Annotated in this window: 19 protein-coding genes and 1 riboswitch; of the genes, 9 read left to right on the top strand and 10 right to left on the bottom strand. The window is 71.3% G+C overall.

Annotation, left to right across the window (positions count from 1 at the left end; translation table 11 throughout):
• Positions 1–15: 15 nt before the first annotated feature.
• The 5 genes from O7634_RS23120 to O7634_RS23100 all read right to left on the bottom strand — a co-directional run bounded on the left by O7634_RS23120 (position 16) and on the right by O7634_RS23100 (position 4,878).
• Positions 16–573: an alcohol dehydrogenase catalytic domain-containing protein gene (locus O7634_RS23120; RefSeq protein ID WP_278152221.1), complete on the bottom strand. Its 558-nt coding sequence runs from the start codon at positions 571–573 to the stop codon at positions 16–18.
• Positions 570–1,388, bottom strand: coding sequence for an ATP-binding cassette domain-containing protein (locus O7634_RS23115; RefSeq protein ID WP_278152220.1), 819 nt, complete (start codon positions 1,386–1,388; stop codon positions 570–572). Before O7634_RS23115 ends, O7634_RS23120 begins: the two co-directional genes overlap by 4 nt.
• Positions 1,388–2,440, bottom strand: coding sequence for an ABC transporter substrate-binding protein (locus O7634_RS23110; protein ID WP_278152219.1), 1,053 nt, complete (start codon positions 2,438–2,440; stop codon positions 1,388–1,390). Before O7634_RS23110 ends, O7634_RS23115 begins: the two co-directional genes overlap by 1 nt.
• Positions 2,441–2,480: 40 nt before the next feature.
• The gene (locus O7634_RS23105; protein WP_278152218.1) at positions 2,481–3,488 is read right to left on the bottom strand and encodes an ABC transporter permease; all 1,008 of its coding nucleotides are present in this window, start codon (positions 3,486–3,488) and stop codon (positions 2,481–2,483) included.
• A 511-nt stretch (positions 3,489–3,999) separates the two neighbouring features.
• Entirely contained in the window at positions 4,000–4,878 is an 879-nt protein-coding gene (locus O7634_RS23100; protein WP_278152217.1) for an amidohydrolase family protein, read from the bottom strand.
• 339 nt (positions 4,879–5,217) lie between these two features.
• Positions 5,218–5,293, top strand: a riboswitch (cobalamin riboswitch).
• 57 nt (positions 5,294–5,350) lie between these two features.
• Between O7634_RS23100 and O7634_RS23095 the strand changes: the two genes are divergently transcribed.
• From O7634_RS23095 to O7634_RS23085, 3 genes are read left to right on the top strand one after another with little or no spacing between them, the layout of a single operon-like run.
• The gene (locus O7634_RS23095) at positions 5,351–5,554 is read left to right on the top strand and encodes a CbtB domain-containing protein (RefSeq protein ID WP_278152216.1); all 204 of its coding nucleotides are present in this window, start codon (positions 5,351–5,353) and stop codon (positions 5,552–5,554) included.
• The gene (locus tag O7634_RS23090; RefSeq protein ID WP_278152215.1) at positions 5,545–6,315 is read left to right on the top strand and encodes a CbtA family protein; all 771 of its coding nucleotides are present in this window, start codon (positions 5,545–5,547) and stop codon (positions 6,313–6,315) included. Before O7634_RS23095 ends, O7634_RS23090 begins: the two co-directional genes overlap by 10 nt.
• A complete protein-coding gene (locus tag O7634_RS23085; RefSeq protein ID WP_278152214.1) occupies positions 6,312–6,899 on the top strand; it encodes a histidine phosphatase family protein in 588 nt (195 codons plus the stop codon). The genes O7634_RS23090 and O7634_RS23085 overlap by 4 nt, the downstream gene beginning before the upstream one ends.
• A 48-nt stretch (positions 6,900–6,947) precedes the next feature.
• Here the strand turns inward: O7634_RS23085 and O7634_RS23080 are convergent, their stop codons facing one another.
• Positions 6,948–12,551, bottom strand: coding sequence for a GH92 family glycosyl hydrolase (locus tag O7634_RS23080; protein WP_278152213.1), 5,604 nt, complete (start codon positions 12,549–12,551; stop codon positions 6,948–6,950).
• 250 nt (positions 12,552–12,801) lie between these two features.
• Positions 12,802–13,692: a glycoside hydrolase family 19 protein gene (locus O7634_RS23075; protein ID WP_278152212.1), complete on the bottom strand. Its 891-nt coding sequence runs from the start codon at positions 13,690–13,692 to the stop codon at positions 12,802–12,804.
• A 401-nt stretch (positions 13,693–14,093) separates the two neighbouring features.
• Here O7634_RS23075 and O7634_RS23070 point away from each other — a divergent pair, with 401 nt between their 5' ends.
• The 5 genes from O7634_RS23070 (at position 14,094) to O7634_RS23050 (ending at position 17,520) form a co-directional block, all read left to right on the top strand.
• The gene (locus tag O7634_RS23070) at positions 14,094–15,119 is read left to right on the top strand and encodes a polysaccharide deacetylase family protein (protein ID WP_278152211.1); all 1,026 of its coding nucleotides are present in this window, start codon (positions 14,094–14,096) and stop codon (positions 15,117–15,119) included.
• A 137-nt stretch (positions 15,120–15,256) separates the two neighbouring features.
• Entirely contained in the window at positions 15,257–15,523 is a 267-nt protein-coding gene (locus O7634_RS23065; RefSeq protein ID WP_278152210.1) for an acetamidase/formamidase family protein, read from the top strand.
• Entirely contained in the window at positions 15,502–15,648 is a 147-nt protein-coding gene (locus tag O7634_RS23060; protein WP_278152209.1) for a hypothetical protein, read from the top strand. Before O7634_RS23065 ends, O7634_RS23060 begins: the two co-directional genes overlap by 22 nt.
• 104 nt (positions 15,649–15,752) lie before the next feature.
• Complete coding sequence (locus tag O7634_RS23055) at positions 15,753–17,171, top strand: WGR domain-containing protein (RefSeq protein WP_278152208.1); 1,419 nt, start codon at positions 15,753–15,755, stop codon at positions 17,169–17,171.
• A 16-nt stretch (positions 17,172–17,187) separates the two neighbouring features.
• On the top strand, positions 17,188–17,520 hold the full coding sequence (locus tag O7634_RS23050) for a putative quinol monooxygenase (RefSeq protein WP_278152207.1): 333 nt from the start codon (positions 17,188–17,190) through the stop codon (positions 17,518–17,520).
• Positions 17,521–17,645: 125 nt separating this feature from the next.
• Here the strand turns inward: O7634_RS23050 and pdxY are convergent, their stop codons facing one another.
• The 3 genes from pdxY to O7634_RS23035 all read right to left on the bottom strand — a co-directional run bounded on the left by pdxY (position 17,646) and on the right by O7634_RS23035 (position 20,608).
• A complete protein-coding gene (gene pdxY / locus O7634_RS23045) occupies positions 17,646–18,497 on the bottom strand; it encodes a pyridoxal kinase PdxY (protein ID WP_278152206.1) in 852 nt (283 codons plus the stop codon).
• A gap of 142 nt (positions 18,498–18,639) precedes the next feature.
• Positions 18,640–19,437 (bottom strand): serine protease, encoded by a 798-nt coding sequence (locus O7634_RS23040; protein WP_278152205.1) that lies wholly within the window; start codon positions 19,435–19,437, stop codon positions 18,640–18,642.
• Between the two features lie 154 nt (positions 19,438–19,591).
• Positions 19,592–20,608: a LacI family DNA-binding transcriptional regulator gene (locus O7634_RS23035; protein ID WP_278152204.1), complete on the bottom strand. Its 1,017-nt coding sequence runs from the start codon at positions 20,606–20,608 to the stop codon at positions 19,592–19,594.
• Positions 20,609–20,851: 243 nt separating this feature from the next.
• On the opposite strand from O7634_RS23035, the gene O7634_RS23030 reads away from it, so the two are divergent.
• Entirely contained in the window at positions 20,852–23,206 is a 2,355-nt protein-coding gene (locus O7634_RS23030; RefSeq protein ID WP_278152203.1) for an AbfB domain-containing protein, read from the top strand.
• Positions 23,207–23,386 lie beyond the last annotated feature (180 nt).

Raw genomic sequence — 23,386 nt, 5'->3', positions numbered from 1 at the left:
CCAGGTCGAACTGCCTCATTCGGCGCCTTCCCGCCAGTCCAGCAGCACCTTCATCACACCGCCGCCGCCCACCACCACGACCTGCTCGCCGGCCGTCACCCGCCCACGCCGTACGTCGTGCACGGCGACCGCGACCGGCTCGACGAGCGCGGCCCGGTCCAGCGGCAGGTCGTCCGGGAGCGCGAGGACCAGATCCGCCGGTACGGTCCAGGACGACTGCATCGCGCCGGGTGAGTCGATGCCGAGGAAGTCCATGGCGTGGCAGATGTGCGAGTTGCCACCCCGGCACGCCGCACACCGCCCGCACCGGCGGGTCGGCATGACGGTGACCGGTTGGCCGATCGTCCAGCCGCTCACCCCCGCGCCGGCGGCCGCGATCCGGCCCGACATCTCGTGGCCGAGGACCGCCGACCCGCCCACCCGGGCGTCCATGTCGCCGTGGAAGATGTGCAGGTCGGTGCCGCAGATCCCGGTGTACGCCACCGCGACGCGGACCTCTCCGGGGCCGGGCGGCTCGGGGTCGCGGGGCACGACGGCGAGATCACGCGCGCCCCGGTAGACGACCGCCGTCACCGCTCCTCCCGATCCGTGCCGGCGCTCCCGGTCATCGCCGCGACCAGGTCGTCGGTGGTGACGTCCGCCGCGCGGAGTTGGGCCGCCCGCCGGCCGAGGCGCAGCACCTCGACCCGGTCGGCGATGTCGAGCACCTGTGGCATGTTGTGGCTCACCAACACCACCGACATGCCGGCGTCGCGGGCACGCCTGACGACGTCGAGCACCCGGCCGGTCTGCACGACGCCGAGCGCGGCGGTGGGCTCGTCGAGGATGACCACGTTCGTCGCCCAGATGATGGCGCGGGCCACCGCGACGCACTGGCGTTGCCCACCGGAGAGCATCGCGATCGGGGTGGTGACCCGGGGGATCCGTACGCCCAGCTCGTCGAGGGCGGCGGCGGCGCCCTGCCGCATGGCCCGCTTGTCCAGCAGCCCCAGTCGACCGAGCGGCCCGGAGCGCAGGATCTCCCGCCCGAGGTAGAGGTTGGCGGCCACGCTGAGGTCGTCGGCGACGGCGAGATCCTGGTAGACGGTCTCCACCCCCGCCCGCCGCGCGTCGACCGGCGTCGAGAACTGCACCGGACGGCCACCCACCCGGATCTCGCCCTCGTCCGGCGGGTGCACCCCGGAGAGCGTCTTGATCAGGGTGCTCTTGCCGGCGCCGTTGTCACCGATCAGCGCGACGACCTCACCCCGGCGGACGGTGAAGTCGGCGCCGCGCAACGCCTCGACGTGCCCGAACCGCTTGACGATGCCGCGGGCCTCCAGGACCGGTGGCTCCTCGGCGGACGGCGACGCGTCGACGTCGGGGCTGGCCGTGGGAGTCGTTGCCATCACTGCACCGGAGGGTTGGCGCAGCTGGGCTCGAGCACCGCCTTGATCTCCGCCGAGTCGATGTTCTCCTTGGTGACGAACGTGACGCCGGTGTCGGCCGAGGCCAGCGGGGCCTTGTCCCGCAGGTGCTTGACCATCTTGTCGACGCCGAAGTAGCCCATCTTGAAGGGGTTCTGCACGACCAGTGCCGAGATCTGGCCGTTGCGCAGCCCGGCGACCTCGTCCGGGGCGGCGTCCCAGCCGATGATGACGACCTTGCCCGACTTGCCCGCCGCCTGGATGGCCTGCGCGGCGCCGAGCACGCTCGGCTCGTTGGCCGCGAAGATGCCCTTGAGGTTGGGGTTGGCGGTGAGGATGTTCTCGGTGACGCGCCGCGCCTCGTTGACGTCGCTGCGGCTGGGCTGCTGGCCGACCAGCTTCAGGTTGGGCAACTGCGCGAGACCGGCCTTGAAGCCCTCGACCCGCTCGGTGTTGGTCTGCGAGCCGGGCTGGAACTCGACAAGGGCCACGTCGTGGTTGCCCGGGCCCAGCTCCTTGGCGAGCAGCTTCGCCGCCTCGGTGGCCGAGGCGCGGTTGTCGGTGGCGAAGAGCGGCACCGCCGACGGCTGCGGGCTGGTGCCGGAGTCGATCATCGCGACCGGGATGTTGGCGGCGAGCGCCTGGTCGGTGGCCGGCGCCAGGGCGCTGGAGTCGGTCGCCGCGTAGACGATGCCGTCGACCTTCTTGGTGACGAAGTTCTGGATCAGGTTGACCTGACCCTCGACGTCGGTCTCGGTGGTCACCCCGTCCCACTGGACGGTCACGTCGCCGGCGCGCTGCGCGGCGCACTCGGCGCCCGCCTTCACCGTGTTCCAGTAGTCGGCCCCGACCGCCTTCGGCACGACGGCGAGCTTCAACGGGCCGCTCGCCTCCTTCGTCGCGCCGTCGCCGCCGTCGCGGACCTCGACTCCGCCGCAGGCGCTGAGCAGCGCGGTGGCCGCGGCCGCGGCCAGGATGGCCTGCGCGCGCAGGAGCGGCGTGCGGGCCCGCCGGCCGGTGGTGGTGTGTGCCATGGTGGGTGTCCTTCCTCGTTCGGACTGGTGAGATGGCAGGTCAGCCCCGTGATTCCAGCCGCCGGCGGCGGTACTGGTCGAAGTAGACGGCGGCCCAGATGATCACGCCGACGATCACCTGCTGGTAGTGGATGCTGATGTCGAGCAGGACAGCGCCGTTGCGCACCAGGGCGATGAGGAAGGCCCCGATGATCGTCCCGACGATCCGGCCCTGACCCCCGAAGAGGCTGGCGCCGCCGATCACGGCGGCGGCGATGACGTCGAGCTCCAGCGAGATGCCGTAGTTCGGTTGCCCGGAGTTGACCCGGGAGGCGGCGATCATGCCGCCGAGACCGACCAGCACACCGGCCAGCACGTACACCCCGGTCAGGTGGCGACCCACCCGGATGCCGGAGCGGCGGGCGGCCTCCAGGTTGGAGCCCATCGCGTAGGTGTACTGACCGAAGCGGGTCTGGGACAGCAGGAAGGCGACTCCGACCGCGACCAGCACCGTGATCACGACGGCGAACGGGATGCCGGCGATCTCTCCGTTGCCGAGCAGTTGGAACGAACGGGGCAGGCCGTAGACACCGACCGCGCCGGTGATGATGAAGACCAGACCACGGCCCACCGACATCGTTCCCAGCGTCGCGATGAAGGGTGGGATCTTCGCCGCGGTCACCAGTACGCCGTTCAACAGTCCGGCCAGGGCGCCGACGCCGATCGCGACCGCCGTCGCCGCCCAGAGCGAGAAGCCCAGGTCACGCACGGTCATCGCGCCCAGCACCCCGGCCAGCGCGGCCACCGAGCCGACCGACAGGTCGATGCCCTTGGTGATGATCACCATGGTCTGCGCGGTGGCGATGATGGCGATGACCGCCGTCTGTGCCCCGATGTTGAACAGGTTGTCGGTGGTGAGGAAGTAGGGACTCGCGAAGCTCAACGCGATGAACAGGACGACGAGCGCGGTGGCGGCGGTGAATTCGGAGACCGCGTGGGAGATCCGTTCCCGCAACCAGTCACTGACGTCGCCGCGCTGCGTGCCGGCGGATGCCTCGACGGTACTCATCGTCGGACCTGACCTCCCCAAGCGTGGGACCGGCGTCCGACGGGACCCCGCCGGCAAGCCGAGCACCTGTGAGCGACCGAGCCTCCCAGTGACGCAAACGCGGACGCGAGCCCACACCACCACGGAGATAGATCGGATGTTTCCCTTGATCAGGCGTTACGATGCCACGCACCAACGCCTGTTGCCAAGGCTTTGCGACCATGTTTTGTCATCGTTACCCGAGCCATCGAACGCATACGTCTGACCAAATCAGCACAACTGCGGCCGGGCACCGTCGAGCCGGCCGACGCCCGGCCGCACAGTGGACGCCGGACCGGCCACCATCCACACCGGATCGCGCATGTTATCGATAACATGCTATTCCCTCGACGGGCTCCGTGGGCACGGTCACGACCGTCGGCAGCCGCCGGGGCGGTCCGGTGACCGGGCGTCCGCGCCGTTCAGCAGTCGGATCGGCGACCGGCCGGCCTGATTCACCCGGCACGCGGCGCGCCCGCGCGTGCACACCCCGTCACCACGGCGACAGCTGGTACACCCGCTCCGCCGTGTGCCGCCAGACCGCCGTACGCTCCGGCTCACTCAGCGGGGCCAGCAGCTCACCGAGGACCGTCACCCAGCGGGAGTACGAGGTGGCGAGCAGACAGACCGGCCAGTCCGAGCCGAACATCAGTCGCCGCGGACCGAACGCGTCCAGCGCGTGCTCGACGGCGGGTCGTAGGGCAGCCGGCGTCCAGGGCGCGCCGCTGACCTCGGTCACCAGGCCGGAGAGCTTGGCCGTCGTGTTGGGCTCGGCGGCGAACGCCAGCAGGTCCCGGGTCCAGCCCCCGGGACCGGCCGGCCCGAGCGGTGGCTTGCCGAGATGATCCAGGACGAAGCGCACGTGCGGCAGGTCACGGACCAGCCGAATGGCGGCCGGCAGTTGGTGGTGGCGCACCAGCAGGTCGAAGGCGAGGCCGGCGGCGCCGACAGCGGCGATGCCCCGCCGCACGTCGGGACGGTCGAGATACGCCGGGTCGGGTTCGGACTGGACGAGGTGCCGGATTCCGACGAGCCGTTCCCCGCCCCGGGCCTCGCGGAGCCGGCCCAGCCGCTCGGCGACGTCGCGTGCGGTGAGGTCGACCCACCCGACGACGCCGGCGACGAGGGGATCGTCGGCAGCGACACCCAGCAGCTCGGGTGTCTCCGAGCGTACGGCGACGGACTGCACGACGACGGTCCGGGTGACGCCCACCGCCCGGGCGGCCGGTGCCAACTCGACCATCGTGAAGTCGTCGTCGAGCGCGGCCATGGTGTGGGGATCGATCCACGGCCGGGATTGCCGGGCCCGGACCCAGAGGTGGTGGTGCGCGTCGACGATGCCGGACGGCCGCGCGCCCACACCGGTCGTCACCGGACCCGCCCCGTCACGTTCCCGTCCACCCCACACCCCGCTGCACCATCGGTCGAGAGGCCGGTCAGTCCGGACCGTCGACGTGCGCTGGCAGATCGACCATGTTAGCGGTCACAGGCTGCGCGGAGGCCGCAGGCGGGGCGGCGGAACGGGCCTTTTGGTATGACGATTCGGCCGAGGACGGCGGAACCGGAGCCGCTCGCCCGCCGACGACGCGCCCCCGGAAACCCGGGGCGAATCACCACGCATCGACGAACAATGATGCGCTCGGGTGCGGAGCCGGGTTGACCGCCCGGTTCGGCACCGATACCGTCAGGCCACTATCTGCGGCGACGCGAGGGAAGCCGGTTCGAATCCGGCGCGGTCGCGCCACTGTGAGCGGCACCGAGCACCATGGGGCCGCGAGCCAGGACGCTCGGTCGTCCGCAGCCTTGCGATGGGGACGCGTCATCCCCGGAGAGGTTCGTCGACCATGTCTAGCTCCGCTTCCACCCACCCGGTAGCGCGCCCCGCTGGCTCCGCCCGTCTGCTGTGGACGGTCCTCGCGACCGTCGCCGTGCTCACCCTGCTGGCCTACCTCGTCGCCTTCGACCAGGGGGCGGTCTCCCGCAGCGGGATGTACCTGCACGAGGTGATGCACGACGGCCGGCACCTGCTGGGTGTTCCGTGCCACTGACCACCACCGCTCCCCCGTTCCTCGCCGTCCTCGTCCGTGGTCTGCTCGCCGGTCTGATCGCCGGCCTGCTGGCCGGCACGTTCGCGTACGTCGTGGGCGAGCCGCAGGTTGAAGCGGCCATCGCCATCGAGGAGGCGGCGAGCCACGCCGAGCCCGCCGCGGGCGCGCACGACCACGAGGACGCCCTGGTCAGCCGCACCGGTCAACGTGGTGGCCTGTTCCTGGCGACCGGCCTGTTCGGTGCCGCGATGGGTGGTCTGCTGGCCACCGCGTACGTCCTGCTGTCCCGTCGCCGGCGCAGCTACGACGACGGCCGGTCGGGCCTGTTGCTGGCCGGCGCGGCGCTGGTCGGCGCGGTGCTCGTGCCGTTCCTCAAGTACCCGGCGAACCCGCCGGCGGTCGGCGACCCGGCCACCATCAACCAACGGACCATCACCTATCTGCTGATGGTGGTGCTCGGTCTGGTCGCGGTGTGGGCGGGCTCGCTGGGCTACCGGTCGGTCGGCGCCCAGGCGCCGACGTGGCAGCGCGCGGCCGCCGGGGTGGGCGGGTTCCTCCTGGTCGCCGCGGTGTCGTACGTGGTGATGCCCTCCTTCCAGGAGGTTCCGGACGACTTCCCCGCCACCCTGTTGTGGGATTTCCGGCTGGCCTCCCTCGGCACACAGGTCGTGCTCTGGACCGGGATCGGCCTGTTCTTCGCGGCCCTGATGCACAGTGAGTGGCGACGCCGGTCCTCCACCGACGCCCTGCCGAGCACGTGACCGCGACCAGCCTCCGGCTGGTCGCCCACGGTCACACCGCCGCCCTTCGTCGGGCCCGCTTCGGCGCGATGGACGACGCCCTGGACGAGGGCGGCCGGCGGGCCGCTCGCGCCCTCGCCGAGTCGGGCCGGGCGGCGCCGCTCGGCGTCTACGACACCGTCGGTTGCAGTCCGGCGGTGGCCGCCACCCAGACGGCTGTCGCCCTCGGCCTGCCACCCACGCAGGACGTGGCGCTGGCCGACTGTGACTACGGTGACTGGGCCGGACGGTCGTTCGAGGAGATCGCCGACGAACAACCGCTGGTGTTGCGGGAGTGGATGTCGAGCGTGGACGCCGCACCGCACGGCGGTGAGTCCGTCACGATGGTGCGGCATCGGATCGGCCGCTGGCTGGACGAGCGGATCACCGGCGGCCGGCGGACCGTCGCGGTCACCCATCCCCTGGTGATCCGGCTCGCGGTGGTCCACGCTCTCGACCTGCCGTTGGCGACGTACCGGCAGGTGGACGTCGAGCCGCTGGCCGTCGTCCGGCTCACCAGTCAGGGCACCCGGTGGCAGCTGAGGCTGGGCCCGCCCATCGGATGACCGCCGTGGGCGGGCCGTTCGCACGGCCCGCCCACGAGTCCACCACTGTCAGCGGGTGACGGTGAACGGTCGGGACACCTCCGTCGCCGACGTCGCGCCGGTCACCGTGACGCGCGTCGCGCCGACCTTCGCCGATCCCGGAACGCTCACCGTCGCCCCGGCGAGGACACCGTCCCCGTTCGCGCGTACGGTCCGGGCGCTCAGCCCGTCGCCGAAGACGACAGTGACCGCCTCGTTCGGCGCGAACCCGGAACCGTCCAGCGTGATCGCCGTGCCGCGCGGCCCCGCTGTGCTGGTCAGCACCATCCGGGGTCGGTAGGCCGACGCCTGGACCTGCTCGGTCACCCGCACGGTGGCCGTGGCCGGTGTACGCGACGACGCGCCGGTCGCGGTGACGGCGTACCGTCCCGGTCGCGCGTTCCCCGCGGCCGGCACCGAGACGCGAACCGCGCCGGTCGCGGAGGCCGCGACCGTCGTGGTGCGGGCCGGGTCGGCGCCGACGCTGACGGTCACCTGCTCGCGGGCGGCGAATCCACGGCCCTCGACGATGATCGCGGCGCCGGCGCGGACGGTGCCGCTCGCGGCGAGCGCGATCGTCGGCTGCGCCCCGGCGCCCACCACCGTCACGGTGAACGAGCCGGTGCTGCTCGACAGGGTGTCCCACGCGGTCACCCGCACCGTGTAGGTGCCCTCCCGGGCGTAGCTGTGCTGCCCGCTCATCGCGCCGGACGCGCCGATCGTCACGTCCTGCGGGGCCGTGCCGTCACCCCACTGGACGCGGGCCCGGTAGCCGGCCGCGCCGGGGACGCCGCCACCCACCGAACCGAGGTCCGCCGTGAGGACCTGCCCGGCCTTCGCCGTCTGGTCCTTCGGCGCGACGGTCGCCAGCGCGGGTGCCGGCGTGCCGTCGTCCGCCACCGCGAACACGTGGATCCGACCCGCCGAGCGTGGGTCCCCGGTCTGCGTCGGCAGGGTCACCGACACCAGCGTCTTGCCCGCCGGGATCTGGTACGGCGTGGTGGCGAACAGGAACGGCTGGGCGGCGTCGCGGCTCGTGCCGTGCAGCCGGTACGCCGTCCTGGCGACGATGACGTTGCCGTAGGACGGGGTGCCGTTGGCGTTGCCGCCGAGCGTCCAGTCGCTCATCTGGATCGGGATGCCGGCCGTGCTGCCGTCGCTGAACGTCGCCGTGCCGGTGGTGCTCTGGTTGCCCTGCGTCCCGGCGCCGACGAACGAGATGCTGGTGGCGTCGTCCGGCAGGTCGAGAGCGATGGTCGCCCCGTTGCCGGTGGCGTTGTCCGGCTGCCCGGCAGGGACCGCCGGCATCGTGAACCCGAGCGTCGTGCCCGGCACCTGCTGACGCTGGCCCGGGGTCACCCCGCCCGCCGCCAGGGCGGCCCGCGAGTACGCCCAGGTCTTGGCGTCGCAGTCCGCCGCGAGGGCGCCCTCGTCGCCGGTGCAGACGCTGTCGAACGCGGCGCGGAGGCCGGACGTCGGGGCGTACCCCACCTGGACGCCGACCGTCGCGGCGCTCTGGGTCTCGCCGTCGGTGACGGTGACGGTCGCCTGGTGGTAGCCCGGCGTGGCGTAGGTGTGCGAGCCGCCGATCCGGTAGACGGCCCGCGAACTGGGCGTCACGGCGCCCTCGGTGACCGGGGTGCCGTCACCCCAGTCGATGGTGGCCCGGTAGCCGTCGGCGTTGCCGCCGGTGACGGTGGCCAGCGGCACCGAGACGGGTACGCCGTTTGTCGCCTGCACGTCGGTCGCGGCGGTCACCGCGATGTCGCCGCCGCCCAGGTCGAGGTCACCCCCGGCGAGCAGTTCGACCTCGGCGAGGGTGGTCCGCTCCGCGCCGACCGTCCTGGTGACGGCGAGGCGGAACTGCGCGAACCGGCCCGGCCTGTCGATCTGGTACGGGCGGGTCTGGTTGCGCCACGCGAACACCTGGTCGGTGCGGGAGTCGAGTGTGGTCCAGGTGATCCCGTCGTTGGAGCCCTGGAGCCGCCAGTCCGCCGGATCGCCGACCCCCGCCCCGGACGTCACCGTGTAGTGCTTCGGCTTCTGCTTGCCGCCCCGGGTGGCCCAGGTGATCTGCGGGGTCGCCGAGGCGAAGGTGAGCTGCGTGGTCGACGAGTCGTCGAACAGCGTCGAGGCGTCCTGGCCGCCGGTGGCGGTCGCGGTGCCGAGACCGGGGCCGGTCACGTCCTGCAACGGCTTCGGCGTCTCGTCACCCCTGGTCAGCGACGGTGGGGCGTCGTTGCGGCCGGTGCCCCACGAGGACGGCTTCGCGCCCATCCGGAAGTCGATGGTGCCGCCCCTGGCGAGCGCGGCGACGTCGAGTGAGAGGCCACGCTGCTTCTTGCCGTTGACAGTGACGTCCTGCACGTAGATGTTCGTCGTGCTGTTGTCGGGGGCGTTGACCACGATGTCGCCGCTGCTGCGCCGCACCGTCATCCGGGTGAACTGCGGCGAACCGATGGTCCACTCGGCCGAGCCGGCCTGCAACGGGTAGATGCCCAGCGAGCTGAGGACGTACCAGGACGACATCTCGCCGTTGTCCTCGTCGCCCAGGTAGCCCTGGCCGATCTCGCTGCCGACGTAGAGGCGCCGCAGGATCTCCCGTACCGTCGCCTGGGTCTTCGCCGGGGCGCCGGCGAAGTTGTACATGTACGGGATGTGGTGCGACGGCTGGTTGCTCATGCCGAGCTGACCCATCCGCACCGCGCGTGCTTCGAGCATCTCGTGGATGACGCCGCCGTACCCACCGGGGCGGTCGGCGTTCTCCGGGGTGCTGAAGAACGCGTCGAGCTTGTCGCGCAGCGCCTGCTGCCCGCCGTAGAGGTTGGCGAGGCCCCGGCCGTCCTGCTGTGCGGTGAACGCGAAGTTCCACCCGTTGGTCTCGGTGTAGACGCCACCCCAGTCCAGCGGGTCACCGGCGAGGAAGGTGCCGGCCGCGTCGCGGCCCTGGAAGAGCTTCGTCTTCGGGTCGAAGAGGTGGACGTAGTTGCGGGCCCGCTCCAGGAAGTAGCGGGACTCCTCCTGGAGCTGCGCACGCCGCGACTTGGGCGTTGCCGGGTCCTTGGCGAGGGCCGCACCCATGTTGCCGATGCCGTAGTCGTTGATGAAGCCCTCCAACGCCCAGGACACCGACTCCCCCGTGGACGTCGGCGTGTAGCCGAGGAACAGCGAGGTCTCGATGCCCTTGCGCCCGACCGCGCTGCGCCCGGACGCGACCGTCGCGTCCTTGACCGCCGCCTCGTACGCCGCGAGCGGGTCGGGCAGCTTGACCCCGGTGAGGTACGCCTGGGCCAGGGCCACGTTCGCGCTGGTGCCGGTCATCAGGTCGGCGTAGCCGGGGGACGACCAGCGGGCGATCCAGCCGCCGTCCCGGTAGTGCTGGACGAACCCGTCGGAGATCTTCGCGGCGACGTCCGGGTACAGCAGCGCGTAGGCGGGCCACACCGTGCGGTAGGTGTCCCAGAAGCCGTTGTTGACGTAGATCTGGCCGTCGACGACCTTCGCGCCGGTCCGGGTCGGCGTGGACGCGCCGGTCGGCGCGGAGACCGGGCTCGCGTACTGCCAGCGCGGCGCGGCGGCGGTGCCGGTGTTCTCCGACTGCGAGTTCGGGTAGAGGTTCAGCCGGTACAGGTTGGAGTACATGCTGACCAGCTGCGACTCGGTGGCTCCGCGCACCTCGACCCGTCCGAGCCGATCGGTCCAGGCGGCCGTGGCGGCGGCGTGGATCTCGTCGAAGCTCCTGCCGGTGACCTCCAGGTCGAGGTTGCGGCCGGCCTGCTCGACGGAGAGGAACGACGTCGCGAGACGCAGCGTCACCGTACGGCTCGTGGTGGTGTCGAAGGTGGCCGACGTCGCGGCGGACGCGGTCGGCGCCCGGTCGAAGGCGCCGGACACGAACATCCGGCTCCGGCCGGCGGACAGGCCGCTGCCGTTGTCGACCCAGCCGGTCAGCGTGCCGTCCGTGCCGATGGTGAACGTGCCGTTGTGGAAGACGAGGCTTCCGGTCGCCGACCCGGACGGGAAGGTGAACCGCATGATCCCGGCATGGTCGGTGGGCGTCACCTCGGCGACCAGACCGTTCTGGAGCGTGACCCGGTAGAGGTCCGGGCGGGCCGTCTCGTCGTCGTGGCGGAAGGCGACAGCGCGGCTGGCCGGCGTACCGGTGAGCGGTCCCCCGCCGACGACCGGCATGACCGACATCTGGTTGCGGTCACCCATCCACGGGCTCGGCTCGTGGGAGATCGCGAGCCCCTGCAACATCGGCAGGTTGGCCGCGTTGTTGATCCGGTGGTACTCGTACTCCCAGGAGTCGGAGGCCGCGTCGGTCACCGGGGTGAAGAAGTTGAAGCCGTTGGGCACCGCGGTGATCGGCAGGTTGTTGCCGCGGGAGAAGCCGCCGGTCGAGTTCGTGCCGCGCCGGGTGTCGACGTAGTTGGTGAGCGTGCCGCCGTCGATCGACTGTGGCGTGCCCAGCAGTTCGATGTCGTCGAGCCAACCCTGGAACCGGGTGTCCTCGGTGGCCCGCGGGTTGTCGTACGCGAGCAGGACACGGTCGATCGTCTTGCCGCGCGCGACGGTGCCGAGGTCGACCCGCACCAGGTTCCACTGGTCGGCGAAGAGCACCTTCGACGCGCCCTGGCCGGCGGGGGTGAGCGGGTAGCCGTGCTGGTCCACCGCCGAGCGTGCGCTCAGGTAGCTGCCGTCGGTGAAGCGCAGGTCGACGGCGGCGTAGGTGGACGGGTACTGCCCGTCCCCGCCGGTGTACTCGGGGAAGATCTTGTACGACAGCCGGGTCTTCGGCCCGACCGGCACGTCGACGTCGAACAGCCTGTTCGTCGCGTACGCCCGGCCGGCGCGCTCGGCGCCGCCGGAGTAGCGCAGCGCGGCCAGCCCGGTGAAGCCGACGTCCGGCTTCGTGGTGTAGCCACCGTTGGGGCCGCCGGCGACCTCGCTGACCATCGGCGTCGCCGGTGGACGGACGTCGGAGCCGTCGCTGATGTTCCAGTCGGCGAGTTGCAGCAGGGAGTCGCCGGAGTTCGCGGTGACGGTGAGCCGGTAGTAGGTGTAGGCGGTCGTGTTGGTGAAGCTGTACCTGTTGGTGGCGTACCGGCCGCTGAACGTCTCGCCGGAGCGCTCGTCCAGGTCGGTCCACGAGTCACCGTCGGTGGACCCCTGCACGACGAAGTTCCTGGGGTCGCGGCTCGGCGCGTCGTTGGCCGAGGTCAGCGAGTAGCGCGCGACGGTCACCGGCTTCGCGAACCGGTAGGTCACCCAGCCGGTGCTCTGGAACACGAGCCACTTGCTCGAGGAGTCGTCGTCGGCGAGGTTCGCGGCGGTCTCCCGGGGCGGGTTCTCGGCGCTGGCGGTCACCGCGTCGACCTGCCCGAGCAGGCTGCCGGGCAGCGTGGTGACCGTACCGCTGAGGTTGCCCTGGAGCGGTGCGCCGTTCGCCCCGGTCTCCACAGTGCTCGTCGCGGGCTGGGGGTCGGCGGACTCGAACGAGGACGTGAAGGTCCCGGGCACCGGCGGGGTGGGGGCCGCCTGCGCCAGGGGCGCCGCGACGAGCAGGCCCAGCGGCAGCAGGCCGGCTGTGGTCGCGGCGAGCAGGCGGGCTGTACGGGGGATGTGTGACATGAGGGACGGAGCCTTTCGACTCGAACCAGGTCGAGCGCGTCGAAGGTCTGGGCGGGATGGAGCGGGTGGTGGTGCGTCGTCCAGCCCTGACATCGTTGTCATACCGGTTGAAGGTCAACGAGCGTCCGGGCGGTGAACTGTCCGCTGATAGTTCCGGTCGTACCGCCGCCCTGTCAACGGTCGGTGGCGCGCACACCCGTGCCACGCGCGGGCCGGGCCCCGACGAGGCGCGTCGGGGCCCGGCCACGGATCAGCAGTAGAGGTTGGCGCCGGCGGACACGCCGAGGATGCCGACGAACTGCTGGTATTTCGTGACGCGGCTCTGCACCTGGGCGGGGTTGCCGCCGTTGCACTCGATGGAGCCGTTGATGCTGCGGATCGTCTGACCGAAGCCGGCGCCGGTGACCATGGCGTTGTGGGCGGTCATGGTGCCCGGACCGTTCTGGGTCATCCAGTACCAGATTCCGGTCTTCCAGGCCACCGCGGCGTCGGTCTGCACCAGCCACGGGTTGGTCAGCAGCGGCAGCCCGAGGGCGTTGCCGGCGGCGTTGTAGTTGAAGTTCCAGCTGAGCTGGATCGGCCCGCGCCCGTAGTAGGCGGACTGACCGGCGGGGCAGCCGTAGGGCTGACCGGGGTCGCAGTAGTGCGGGTAGTTCGCGGTGTTCTGCTCGACGATGTACACCAGCCCGCCGGTCTCGTGGTGCACGTTGGCCAGGAACGCCGCGGCCTCCTGGCGTTGGACGGTGGCACTACCGGTTCGCGCGAAGGCCGGGTAGGCGCTGAGCGCGGCGACGAGCCCGGCGTACGTGTAGAAGGAGTTGCGACCTGGGAACATCTGGTTGAACTGGGCCTCGCTGACCACGAAGCTCCCGGGGTTGGTGGGCGGCGTGGTCCCTCCCCCGCACGCCCCCAGATCCTCCCAGACGCCGGTCGTGCCGGGCGGCGTCTCGTTCTGGGTCCACCACTTCGCCCGGTAGTTGCGGCCGTTGTGGGAGACCCGGGCGTCTCCCCAGTAGACGGCCGAGGCCTGCCACGGCGTCGAGCAGTCCGCCGCCGACGCGGCGGTGGGCGGAACGACCGCCACCAACCCCGCGGCGACGACCAGCGCTGCCAGCGCGACAAGCGCGCGCAGTCTCGTCATGTGCTCACTCCTTCCAAGTGCCCCGTCCGGCGGGGCAGGGCATCGACAGGAGTGACTGTAACATTATCTGTTCACAACCTTTACTATTAGCCTTCGTCACCACCACTGCCGGCCGCCGGCACTTCCGGTCTTTTTCTGAATATCCGCGCGGCGAATGTTCACGTTCACATGGTCGGTCGTCCCCCTGGCGGCGCAGGCACGCCTGACGAGAACCCCCGCATCGACGCTGATCTGTTCCGGATGTGTTCCGGAAGTTGTTGACGCCCCAGAAATCCCACTGCAATACTCCGATCCATTGAGGTCGATACGCCTACCGGCTCGGTCTCCACACCCACCACACCTGTCCGGACCGTGCTGTCCACGCAGCGGGGCGCGTCCGGGTCTGCGCGAAGGAGCACCAGATGATCCGGCTCTTCCCCCGCACGGCCCTGTGGTCACAGCGACTGCGCGCGGCGCTCGCCGTCGTGGCCACCGCCGTCGCGATGTGCGGCGTCGTGCTCGCGGCCACCTCGGTGCCGTCGAGCGCCGCCACCTGCAACGGATACGTCGGCCTCACCTTCGACGACGGCCCGACCGGCAGCACCAGCGCGCTGCTCAACGTGCTACGCGCCAACGGCGCACGGGCGACGATGTTCAACGTCGGGCAGAACGTCCAGAACAACCGGTCGGCCGCGCAGGCACAGGTCTCCGCCGGCATGTGGGTCGCCAACCACAGCTGGAACCACGCCCACATGACCTCGCTGAGCCAGTCGCAGATGCAGTCCGACCTGTCGCAGACCAACTCGGCGATCCAGTCGGCGACCGGCATCCGGCCGGCGCTGTTCCGGCCACCGTACGGCGAGACCAACTCGACCCTGCAGTCCGTCGCGTCGTCGCTCGGGCTGCGCCAGGTGATCTGGGACGTGGACTCACAGGACTGGAACGGCGCCAGCGTCAGCCAGATCGTGGCCAACGCCAGCCGCCTCCAGGCCGGTCAGGTCATCCTGATGCACGACGGCATCCAGAACACCCGTGACGCGATCCCGCAGATCATGGCCAACCTGACCAGCCGCAACCTGTGTCCGGGCATGATCTCGCCGGCCACCGGTCGGGCGGTCGCGCCCGACGGCAGCACTCCCCCGCCGAACCCCACCACCCCGCCCCCGTCCGGCGGCACCTGCACCGCGACCGCCACGACCACCAACGTGTGGGGGGACCGCTACAACACCTCGGTGACGGTCAGCGGCGCCAACACCTGGACCGTCGTCGTCGCCCTCACCTCGCCACAGCGGGTCTCCACCGTCTGGAACGGCACCGCCACCTGGGACAGCAGCGGCACGGTCATGACCATGCGCTCCAACGGCAGCGGCAACACCTTCGGCTTCACCACGATGACCAACGGCAACAGCGGCGCTCGTCCGCAGATCCGCTCCTGCACCTCCGGCTGACACCGCCGGACCGAGTCGTGCGCGGCGGGTGCGCCCGGCACCCGCCGCGCACCCTGCATCACCTGCCACCAACCCGTGAAACCCTTACACCGCAACAAACGCCACGGAACCTAACAAAGCACTACTAGCCTGCGTTGATGCGACACACCCTCACACCGGGCGGGGAGACGCTGCACGGGCACTTCTCCCCCGATCTCGCGCCGGTGCTCACCATCGATCCCGGGGACACCGTCACCTACCGCACCCTCGACTGCTGGTGGTCGGCCGGCCCGTACCCCGGCGGCCCGAACCGGGACCGGCCCCGGGTCGCGCAGCACCGGCCCGAGCACGGGCACGCGCTGGTCGGGCCGGTCGCGGTCCGCGGCGCGCGCGCTGGGCAGACATGCGGCGGTTGCACGGGCTGAGCCGCCCGGACGCGGTGGCGCTGGCCAGCGTGGCGGTCGACGTACGGGTGACGCAGATCGTCAACCAGACCGTCGGGGCGCACGCGGTGTTGCGCGACGACGCGGTGCGTTGGCCGCAGCGGTGACCGCTCGCGGGCCCGCGGATTCTGTCGGGGGCGCTCGATAGCGTGTGGGCACTGTCGACGCGCCGGTCGGACCGCGCGGATCGCTGACCCCCTCGGAGGCCCTCATGTCCCAGGAGACGACCTACCTCGAACTGTCCGAAGTGGATGGTGCGCACAAGTTCTACGAGGTCGTGGTCGACGGCGCCATGCTGACCGTGCGCTACGGCCGGATCGGTGACCAGGGGCAGGTCAAGGCGAGCGCCTACCCGGACAACGCCCGAGCACGGGCCGCGGCGGCGAAGAAGATCGGGGAGAAGGTCCGCAAGGGTTACTCGCCGGCGGTCCCCGGCGTCCGGCAGAAACGCGCCGTGTCCCGTCGACAGATCGTCAGCACCCGCTCCACCGCCCGCACCGCCCCGGTGCTCTGGCGCTACGACTCCGGCGCACCCGCCTTCGGCATCTTCGTCGACGGGCAGCACTGCATGGTCGGCAACGAGCACGGGGTGATCACCACGCTCGACCACGACGCCCAGGTGCGCAGCCGGGTGCGGCTGCCCGACGGGGTCAAGTGCATCGTCGCCGACGACGCCTGGGTCTACGCCGGATGCGACGACGGCAACGTCTACGACCTGTCCGGCAAGATCCCCCGGGTGGCGTACGCGATCGCCCCGGAGATCGACATCTACTGGCTGGACATCCACGACGGCGTGCTGGGCGTCTCGGACGCCGACGGCGGGATCACCGCCGTCGACCACGAGGACGAGTTCCTGTGGCGCCGGCCGGGGCGGGGGCGTTCGGCCTGGATGGTCCGGTGCGACGCCGACGCCATCTACCACGGCCACTCGCAGGGCGTGACCGGCTACGAGTGGCGCACCGGGCGCGAGTTGTGGCACACCGGGACGGGCTCGGTGCTCTTCGGCTGGCAGGAGCACGGCAGCGTGTTCGCCGGCACCAGCAGCCGCGAGGTGGTGCGGCTGTCCAAGACGGGCCGGCACGAGCGCACCTATCTGTGCGACGCCCCGGTCTTCTCCTGCGCCACCGCCGAGGGCGGCCGGTTCGTCTTCGCCGGTGACAGCCAGTCCTCGATCTACTGCTTCGACGCGGACGGCACCCGGCTGTGGAAGCTCGGCACCGGCTGCGGCTCCGCCTACTCCATGCAATACCACGACGACCGGCTCTACGTCGTCACCACAGCGGGTCACCTGGCCTGCGTCGACGCGAGCGAGCCGGCGATCCGCGCGGCCCAGGCCGGCGACGTGCCGCAGGTGCGCGACATCAAGGCGCCGCGCGAGGCCCCACGGCCGGTGGAGCCGACGCTCGTCGAGGTGACGAGCGACCTGGGCGGCGGTGTGGTGGTGCAGTGCCTGGACGACCGGGGGCGGTTGCGGGTCCAGGTGCTCTCCGACGGCTACCGGCGGGACTGGTCGGTGCAGTTCCCCAAGGGCATCCGCGAGCCGGGGGCGCGCTACCTGGTCACCGAGGTTCGCGAGTCCAGTCGGGGCGGGTTCTACCGCGCCTTCGGCGACATCCGCCGGCTGCGGTGAACGGTAGCCTGGGGCCATGATCTTCATTACCGCCAAGTTCCGGGTCCGGCCCGAGCACGCCGACGACTGGCCGCGGATCACGGCCGAGTTCACCGAGGCGACCCGGGCCGAACCGGGATGCCTGTGGTTCGACTGGTCCCGCAGCCTCGACGACCCGACCGAGTACGTGCTGGTCGAGGCCTTCCGCGACGACGAGGCCGGCGGGGCCCACGTGGGGTCCGCGCACTTCCGCGCCGCCCAGGAGACCCTGCCGCCGCACCTGGCCGAGACCCCGCGCATCGTGAACGCCACGGTGCCGCAGACCGACTGGTCGCTGCTCGGCGAGATGGCCGTCCCCGAGAGCCGCTGACCGCCGCCCGCGCGGCAGCGGCTCTCGGGCCGTGGCCGGTTCTCCGTCGCCGGCGCGGCAGCGGCCTGCGGGCCGTGGTCGGGTGTCCGCCCGGCGACCCAGCCGCTGGGGCTGCCCGCCGGTTGTCAGCGCAGCCGGCGGGCGGTGAACCGGGCCGGCGGGTCGGCGATCACGTTCTGGGCCGCGATCAGCTGGATCTCCCGGGTGCCCGCCGCGAGCGTCGCCTCCAGGACGGCGAAGACCGAGGCGATGGTCCGCTCCAGCGCCGTCGCGGGCGAGCCGGTCGTCCAGAGGTGCGCGAGGTAGAGCGCGGCGGTGACGTCGCCTCCGCCGTTCGGGTTGATCGGCAGCAGCGGGGTGGTCACCGCCCAGGCGCCCTCGTCGGAGACGGCCACCACCTCCAGCGAGTCCGGCGGCAGGTCGCCGTGCAGCACGCTGGTCACCAGGACGTGCCGTGGCCCGGTCGCGCGGACGACGTCGACCGCGTCGAGCACCTCGGCCAGCGAGGTCGTCGTACGGCCGGCCAGGAAGTCCAGCTCGAAGTGGTTCGGCGTGATGATGTCGGCCCGGGGCACGACCGTGTCGCGCAGGTATTCAGGGATGCCGGGGCGGACGAACATCCCGCGACCGGCGTCGCCCATCACCGGGTCGCAGCAGTAGACCGCCGCCGGGTTGGCCGCCTTGACCGCCCGCACCGCGTCCAGGATCACCGCCCCCATGGCCGGGTCGCCCTGGTAGCCGGAGAGCACCGCGTCGGCGCTACCGAGGACCCCTCGGTCGGCGATGCCCGCGATCACCTCGGCCACGTCGGCGGCCGGCAGCATCGGCCCGCGCCACGCGCCGTACCCGGTGTGGTTGGAGAAGTGCACGGTCAGCACCGGCCAGACCTCGTGCCCGAGTCGCTGTAGCGGGAAGGCAGCCGCGGAGTTGCCGACGTGACCGTAGGCGACCGACGACTGGATGGACAGGATCTTCACCGGCCCATCATCACCGTTGCGGCCGGCGCCGCACGCGCGGCCCGCCGTTTCTGTCGGATCGCCCACTCGCGTTCACCCGTCGGCGACGACACGAACGGGCGGCCCGGACCGTGCCGTCCGGGCCGCCCGAGCGCGCGTACGGTCAGCCGCCGAGGCTCGCCGCAGCCGAGGCGATCGACGAGGCGAAGTAGCTCACCTGGGTGTAGACGCCCGGGTAGTTCGGTCGGGCGCACCCGTTGCCCCAACTGACGATGCCCACCTGGATCCAGGCGTTGGAGGCGTCGCGGCGGAACATCGGACCGCCGGAGTCACCCTGGCAGGTGTCCACCCCGCCACTGGCGTACCCGGCGCAGATCTCCTGGGCGGCGATGATGTCGCCGCCGTAGTAGGAGTTGCAGGTGGAGTCGCTGACGAACGGGACGGTCGCCTTGAGCAGGTAGCGCTGCTGGGCGCCGCCCTCGCGCGCCGCGCCCCAGCCGGCGACGGTGAAGGTGCCGCTGTCGTACGCGGTGGTGGTGGCGATCGGCAGGGTGCTCAGCCCGCTGACCGGGCTGGCCAACCGGATCAGCGCCCAGTCCCGACCGGCGCCGTTGTAGCCGGGGGCACGGTAGACGTAGTTGGACCGGACGGTGATCCGGCCGGACGTCGACTGGAGGTCGACCACCCCGAGCGTGGCGGTGATGCTGGTGTTGGTGCCGGTCGCGCCCACGCAGTGCGCGGCGGTGAGCACCAGCCGGGGGCTGTACAGCGCGCCGCCGCAACCCATCGAGAGCCGTACCATGAAGGGGAACTCACCCTGCGCGGCACGCGTGCCGCCGACGACGTTCGGCGTCATGGGGTTATCGGCCGCGGCGGCCGGCGCGGTGAGGGTGAGGGTGGCCGCGGTCACCGCGGCCAGCCCGGTGGCCAGCAGGCCGGTGAGGGTACGCCAGCGAACCATGCATTCCTCCGCTTCAGGATGGCACGCCTCGTGAGCGCACCGGCAGTCGAGATAGCGGTCATCATATTGAGGATGATGGATCTAGTGGGTCATCCTCTCTGGGTCCTACCACCGAGACGATGGATCGCGCGTCGCGCCGCGTCGCCGACCGCCGTCATTCGGGCGGCACGCCGGTGCTCTCCCGCCTGACGAGCCGGAACGGGGTCTGGACGCTCAGTGGCGCGGTCACCTCAGCGCCCTCGATGCGCGCGGCGAGACGGCGTACGGCCAGGCGGGCGATCTCTCGCTTGTCCGGGGCGATCGTGGTGAGGGTCGGGGTGCTGAAGCGCCCCTCCTGGATGTCGTCGATGCCGACGACGGCGACCTCCTCGGGCACCCGGCGGCCGGCCTCGGCCAGCGCGCGCAGCGCGCCGATCGCCACCAGGTCGTTGTAGCAGAACACCGCGTCCGGCGGTTCGGCGAGCGCGAGCAGGGCCCGGGTGGCCCGGTGACCGTCGTGTCGACCGAACGCGTCGGTGTGGGCGACCAGCCCCGGACGGTAGGGCAGGCCGGCGGCGGCGAGGGCCTCCCGGTAGCCGCGTACGCGCAGGTGGGCAGACTGCCGGTCACCGCCGCCGGTGGCGCCGACGAACGCGATCCGGCGACGACCGATCGCCACGAGATGCTGGATCGCGGCCTGGCTGGCAGCGACGTTGTCGATGGCGATGTGGTCGTACGGCACGTCGTGGACGCCCTCGCCGATCAGCACGAGCGGGGTGTCCGGGGTCCGCGCCAGCACCTCCGCGCGGCCGACCCGGACCGGGCTGAGGATCAGGCCGTCGATGATGTGCCGGTGGGAGCCGCCGAGGAGCGACAGCTCGGTCTCCCGGTCGGCGGCGGTGTTCTCCATGACCAGCGTGTAGCCGAGCCCGGCGGCCTCGGCGATGGCGATCTCGGCCAGCTCGGCGAAGTAGGGGTTGCTCAACTCGGGGATGGCCAGGGCGATCAGGCCGGTGCGTCCCCGCCGCAGGTGCCGGGCACCGAGGTTGGGGCTGTACCCGAGTTCGTCGAGCGCCTGCCGCACCCGCTGCCGGGTGCGCTCACCCACCGGCCGGTAGCCGTTGACCACGTTCGAGACGGTGGCCAGCGAGACGCCGGCATGCCTGGCGATGTCCTTGAGGGTGACGCCCATCCAGCAATCCTCCGCGTATTCCGACGGGCGGTTCGGCGCAGCATTGACGAGCTACCCGGCGAGGCTCTATAACGTTATAGAGGCGATGATGAATGTCAATATATTGAGCGTCGTTGGCCCGTGGAAATCCCACCGACATTCGTTTGCTGACGCCCGTCCCCCGCCGACGACCACCCGATGCCCACCACCCACGCGCCTCGGGCACGGCCGCACCGCCCGTGGCGACTCGCCCCCGGAGACGGCATGACACGTCAGGTCCCCATCCGCCCCGCCCTGCCGCTGCTGCTCATCCTCGCCCTGGTCGCCGGCGCCCTCACCACGCCGGCCACGCGGGCGCAGGCCGCGCCGGCCAAGACGCCCCCGCTGACCACGCCGTGGACCAGCCAGGCGCTGGCCGGCACCCCGCTGCCCGAGTACCCGCGACCACAGATGACCCGACCGGACTGGCTCAACCTCAACGGCGAGTGGCAGCTACGCCAGTCGAGCACCGACGACGCCCCGCAGTTCGGCGTCAACCTGCCCGAGCGGGTCAACGTGCCCTTCCCGGTGGAGAGCGCGCTGTCCGGCATCCAACGGGCCGCCAACGACAACCGCAACTACCTGTTCTACCGGCGCACCGTCACCATCCCGGCGAACTGGTCCGGCCGGCGTACCCTGCTGCACTTCGGGGCCGTCGACTGGCAGAGCACGGTCTGGGTCAACGGCGTCCGGGTCGGTGCGCACACCGGCGGCTACGACGCCTTCACCTTCGACGTGACCTCCCAGCTCACCGCCGGGGCGAACGAGATCGTCGTCAAGGTCTGGGATCCCACCGACACCCGGCAGAACGGCAGCCTGCCCGCCATCGGCAAGCAGACCAAGACACCGGGCGGGATCTTCTACACGCCCAACTCCGGCATCTGGCAGACGGTGTGGCTGGAACCGGTGCCCACCGCCTCGATCAGCAGCGTGGACGTCTACCCGAACCTGGCGACCAACACGCTGCGGGTCCGCGTCTTCACCAGGGGCGACGTCAGTGGTCACAGCGTGCTCGCCGAGGCGCTCAACGGGAGCACTGTGGTCGGCTCGGCGACCGGCGGCTTCACCTACTTCACGGTGCCGGTGCCCAACGCCCGCCGGTGGTCGCCGGACGACCCGTTCCTCTACAACCTCCGGGTCACGCTGCGCAACGCCGGGTCCGCCGCCGTGGACCGGACCACCCACTACTTCGGCATGCGGGAGATCAGCACCGGCCTGGTCAACGGCGTGCTGCGACCGAAGCTCAACGGCCAGTTCGTGTTCCAGGTCGGCACCCTGGACCAGGGTTACTGGCCGGACGGGCTCTACACCGCCCCGACCGACGCCGCCCTCGCGTTCGACCTGCAGAAGCACAAGGACCTGGGCTTCAACATGGTACGCAAGCACATCAAGGTGGAGCCGCAGCGCTGGTTCTACCACGCGGACCGCCTCGGCCTGCTGGTCTGGCAGGACATCCCGTCGCTGACCGCGCAGAACGTCGACCCCACCGACGCCCAGCAGGCGCAGTTCGAGGCCGAGGCCCGCGAGATCGTCGACGAGCACCGCAGCTCGCCCGCCGTCGTCGCGTACACACCGTACAACGAGGGCTGGGGTGAACGGTCCCTCGCCGACACCCGCCGGGTCGCGCAGACCATCAAGGACCTGGACCCGACGCGCCTGGTCAACCCGCACAGCGGCCACAACTGCTGCCAGTCGCTCGGCGACCCGGGCAACGGCGACATCGACGACTGGCACGTCTACCTCGGTCCGGACTCCCCCGTACCGTCGAGCAGCCGGATCGCGGTGCTCGGCGAGTTCGGCGGCCTGGGCCTGCACACGCCGGGCCACGAGTACAGCCCGAACGGCAGCTTCTTCGCCTACGAGTGGCAGGGCAGTTCGAGCGCGCTCACCGACAGGTACCTCGGGCTGGTGCAGGGCACCCAGAACCTGATGGTCGGAAAAGGGCTCAGCGCCTCGGTCTACACCGAGATCACCGACCTGGAAGGCGAGTTGAACGGGTTCCTCACCTACGACCGGCGCGTGGTCAAGATGGACCAGGCGCGGGTCCGCGCCGCCAACACCGCCCTGATCAACGCCTCGAAGACCATCGGCAGCTCGGCGCCCGTCGCCCTGCCCGTCAACACCAGACGGTCGTTGCAGGTGACGACGCCCGGCCACACCAACCGCTACCTACGCCACCGGGACGGCCTGGCCCACACCGAGGTGGTCGACGCCGCCAGCTCCAGCCTGCTCAAGGCCGACGCCACGTACACCGTCCGGGCCGGCCTGGCCGGCAGCGGCTGCTACTCGTTCGAGTCGGTCAACTTCCCCGGGGAGTACCTCCGCCACCAGAACTCCCGGGTCCGCAACTCGCCCGACGACGGCTCCGCGCTCATGCGAGCCGACGCCACCTGGTGCGCCCGTACGGGGCTGACCGGCACGGGCGTGTCGTTGGAGTCGTACAACTTCCGGGGCAGGTACCTGCGGCACTACAACGCGGAGGTCTGGCTCAGCGACGGCACCGGCGGCGAGGCGTACAACTCACCGACGTTGTGGAACGCCGACAGCACCTGGGCCGTCGCCGCCCCGTGGTCGCCGTGAGCCTTCCGGCCTTCCGCCGGGAGACCTCACTCCGGTGACCGTCGGTCACCTCGGCGGGGGTGGGTGCGCTGAGGAGCGGTATACCTCTGGGTCACAAACATGCCTCTGAGGTATACCGCTCGACGGCACACGGCCGCGCGCCGAGGCAGCAGGTGGCGGGTGCCCGCGAGGAATCAGGAG

The organism is Micromonospora sp. WMMD1120, assembly GCF_029626235.1.
Classification (GTDB): domain Bacteria; phylum Actinomycetota; class Actinomycetes; order Mycobacteriales; family Micromonosporaceae; genus Micromonospora.
Note: the sequence above shows the minus strand (reverse complement) of the source record. Positions and strands in the feature narration are given on the sequence as shown.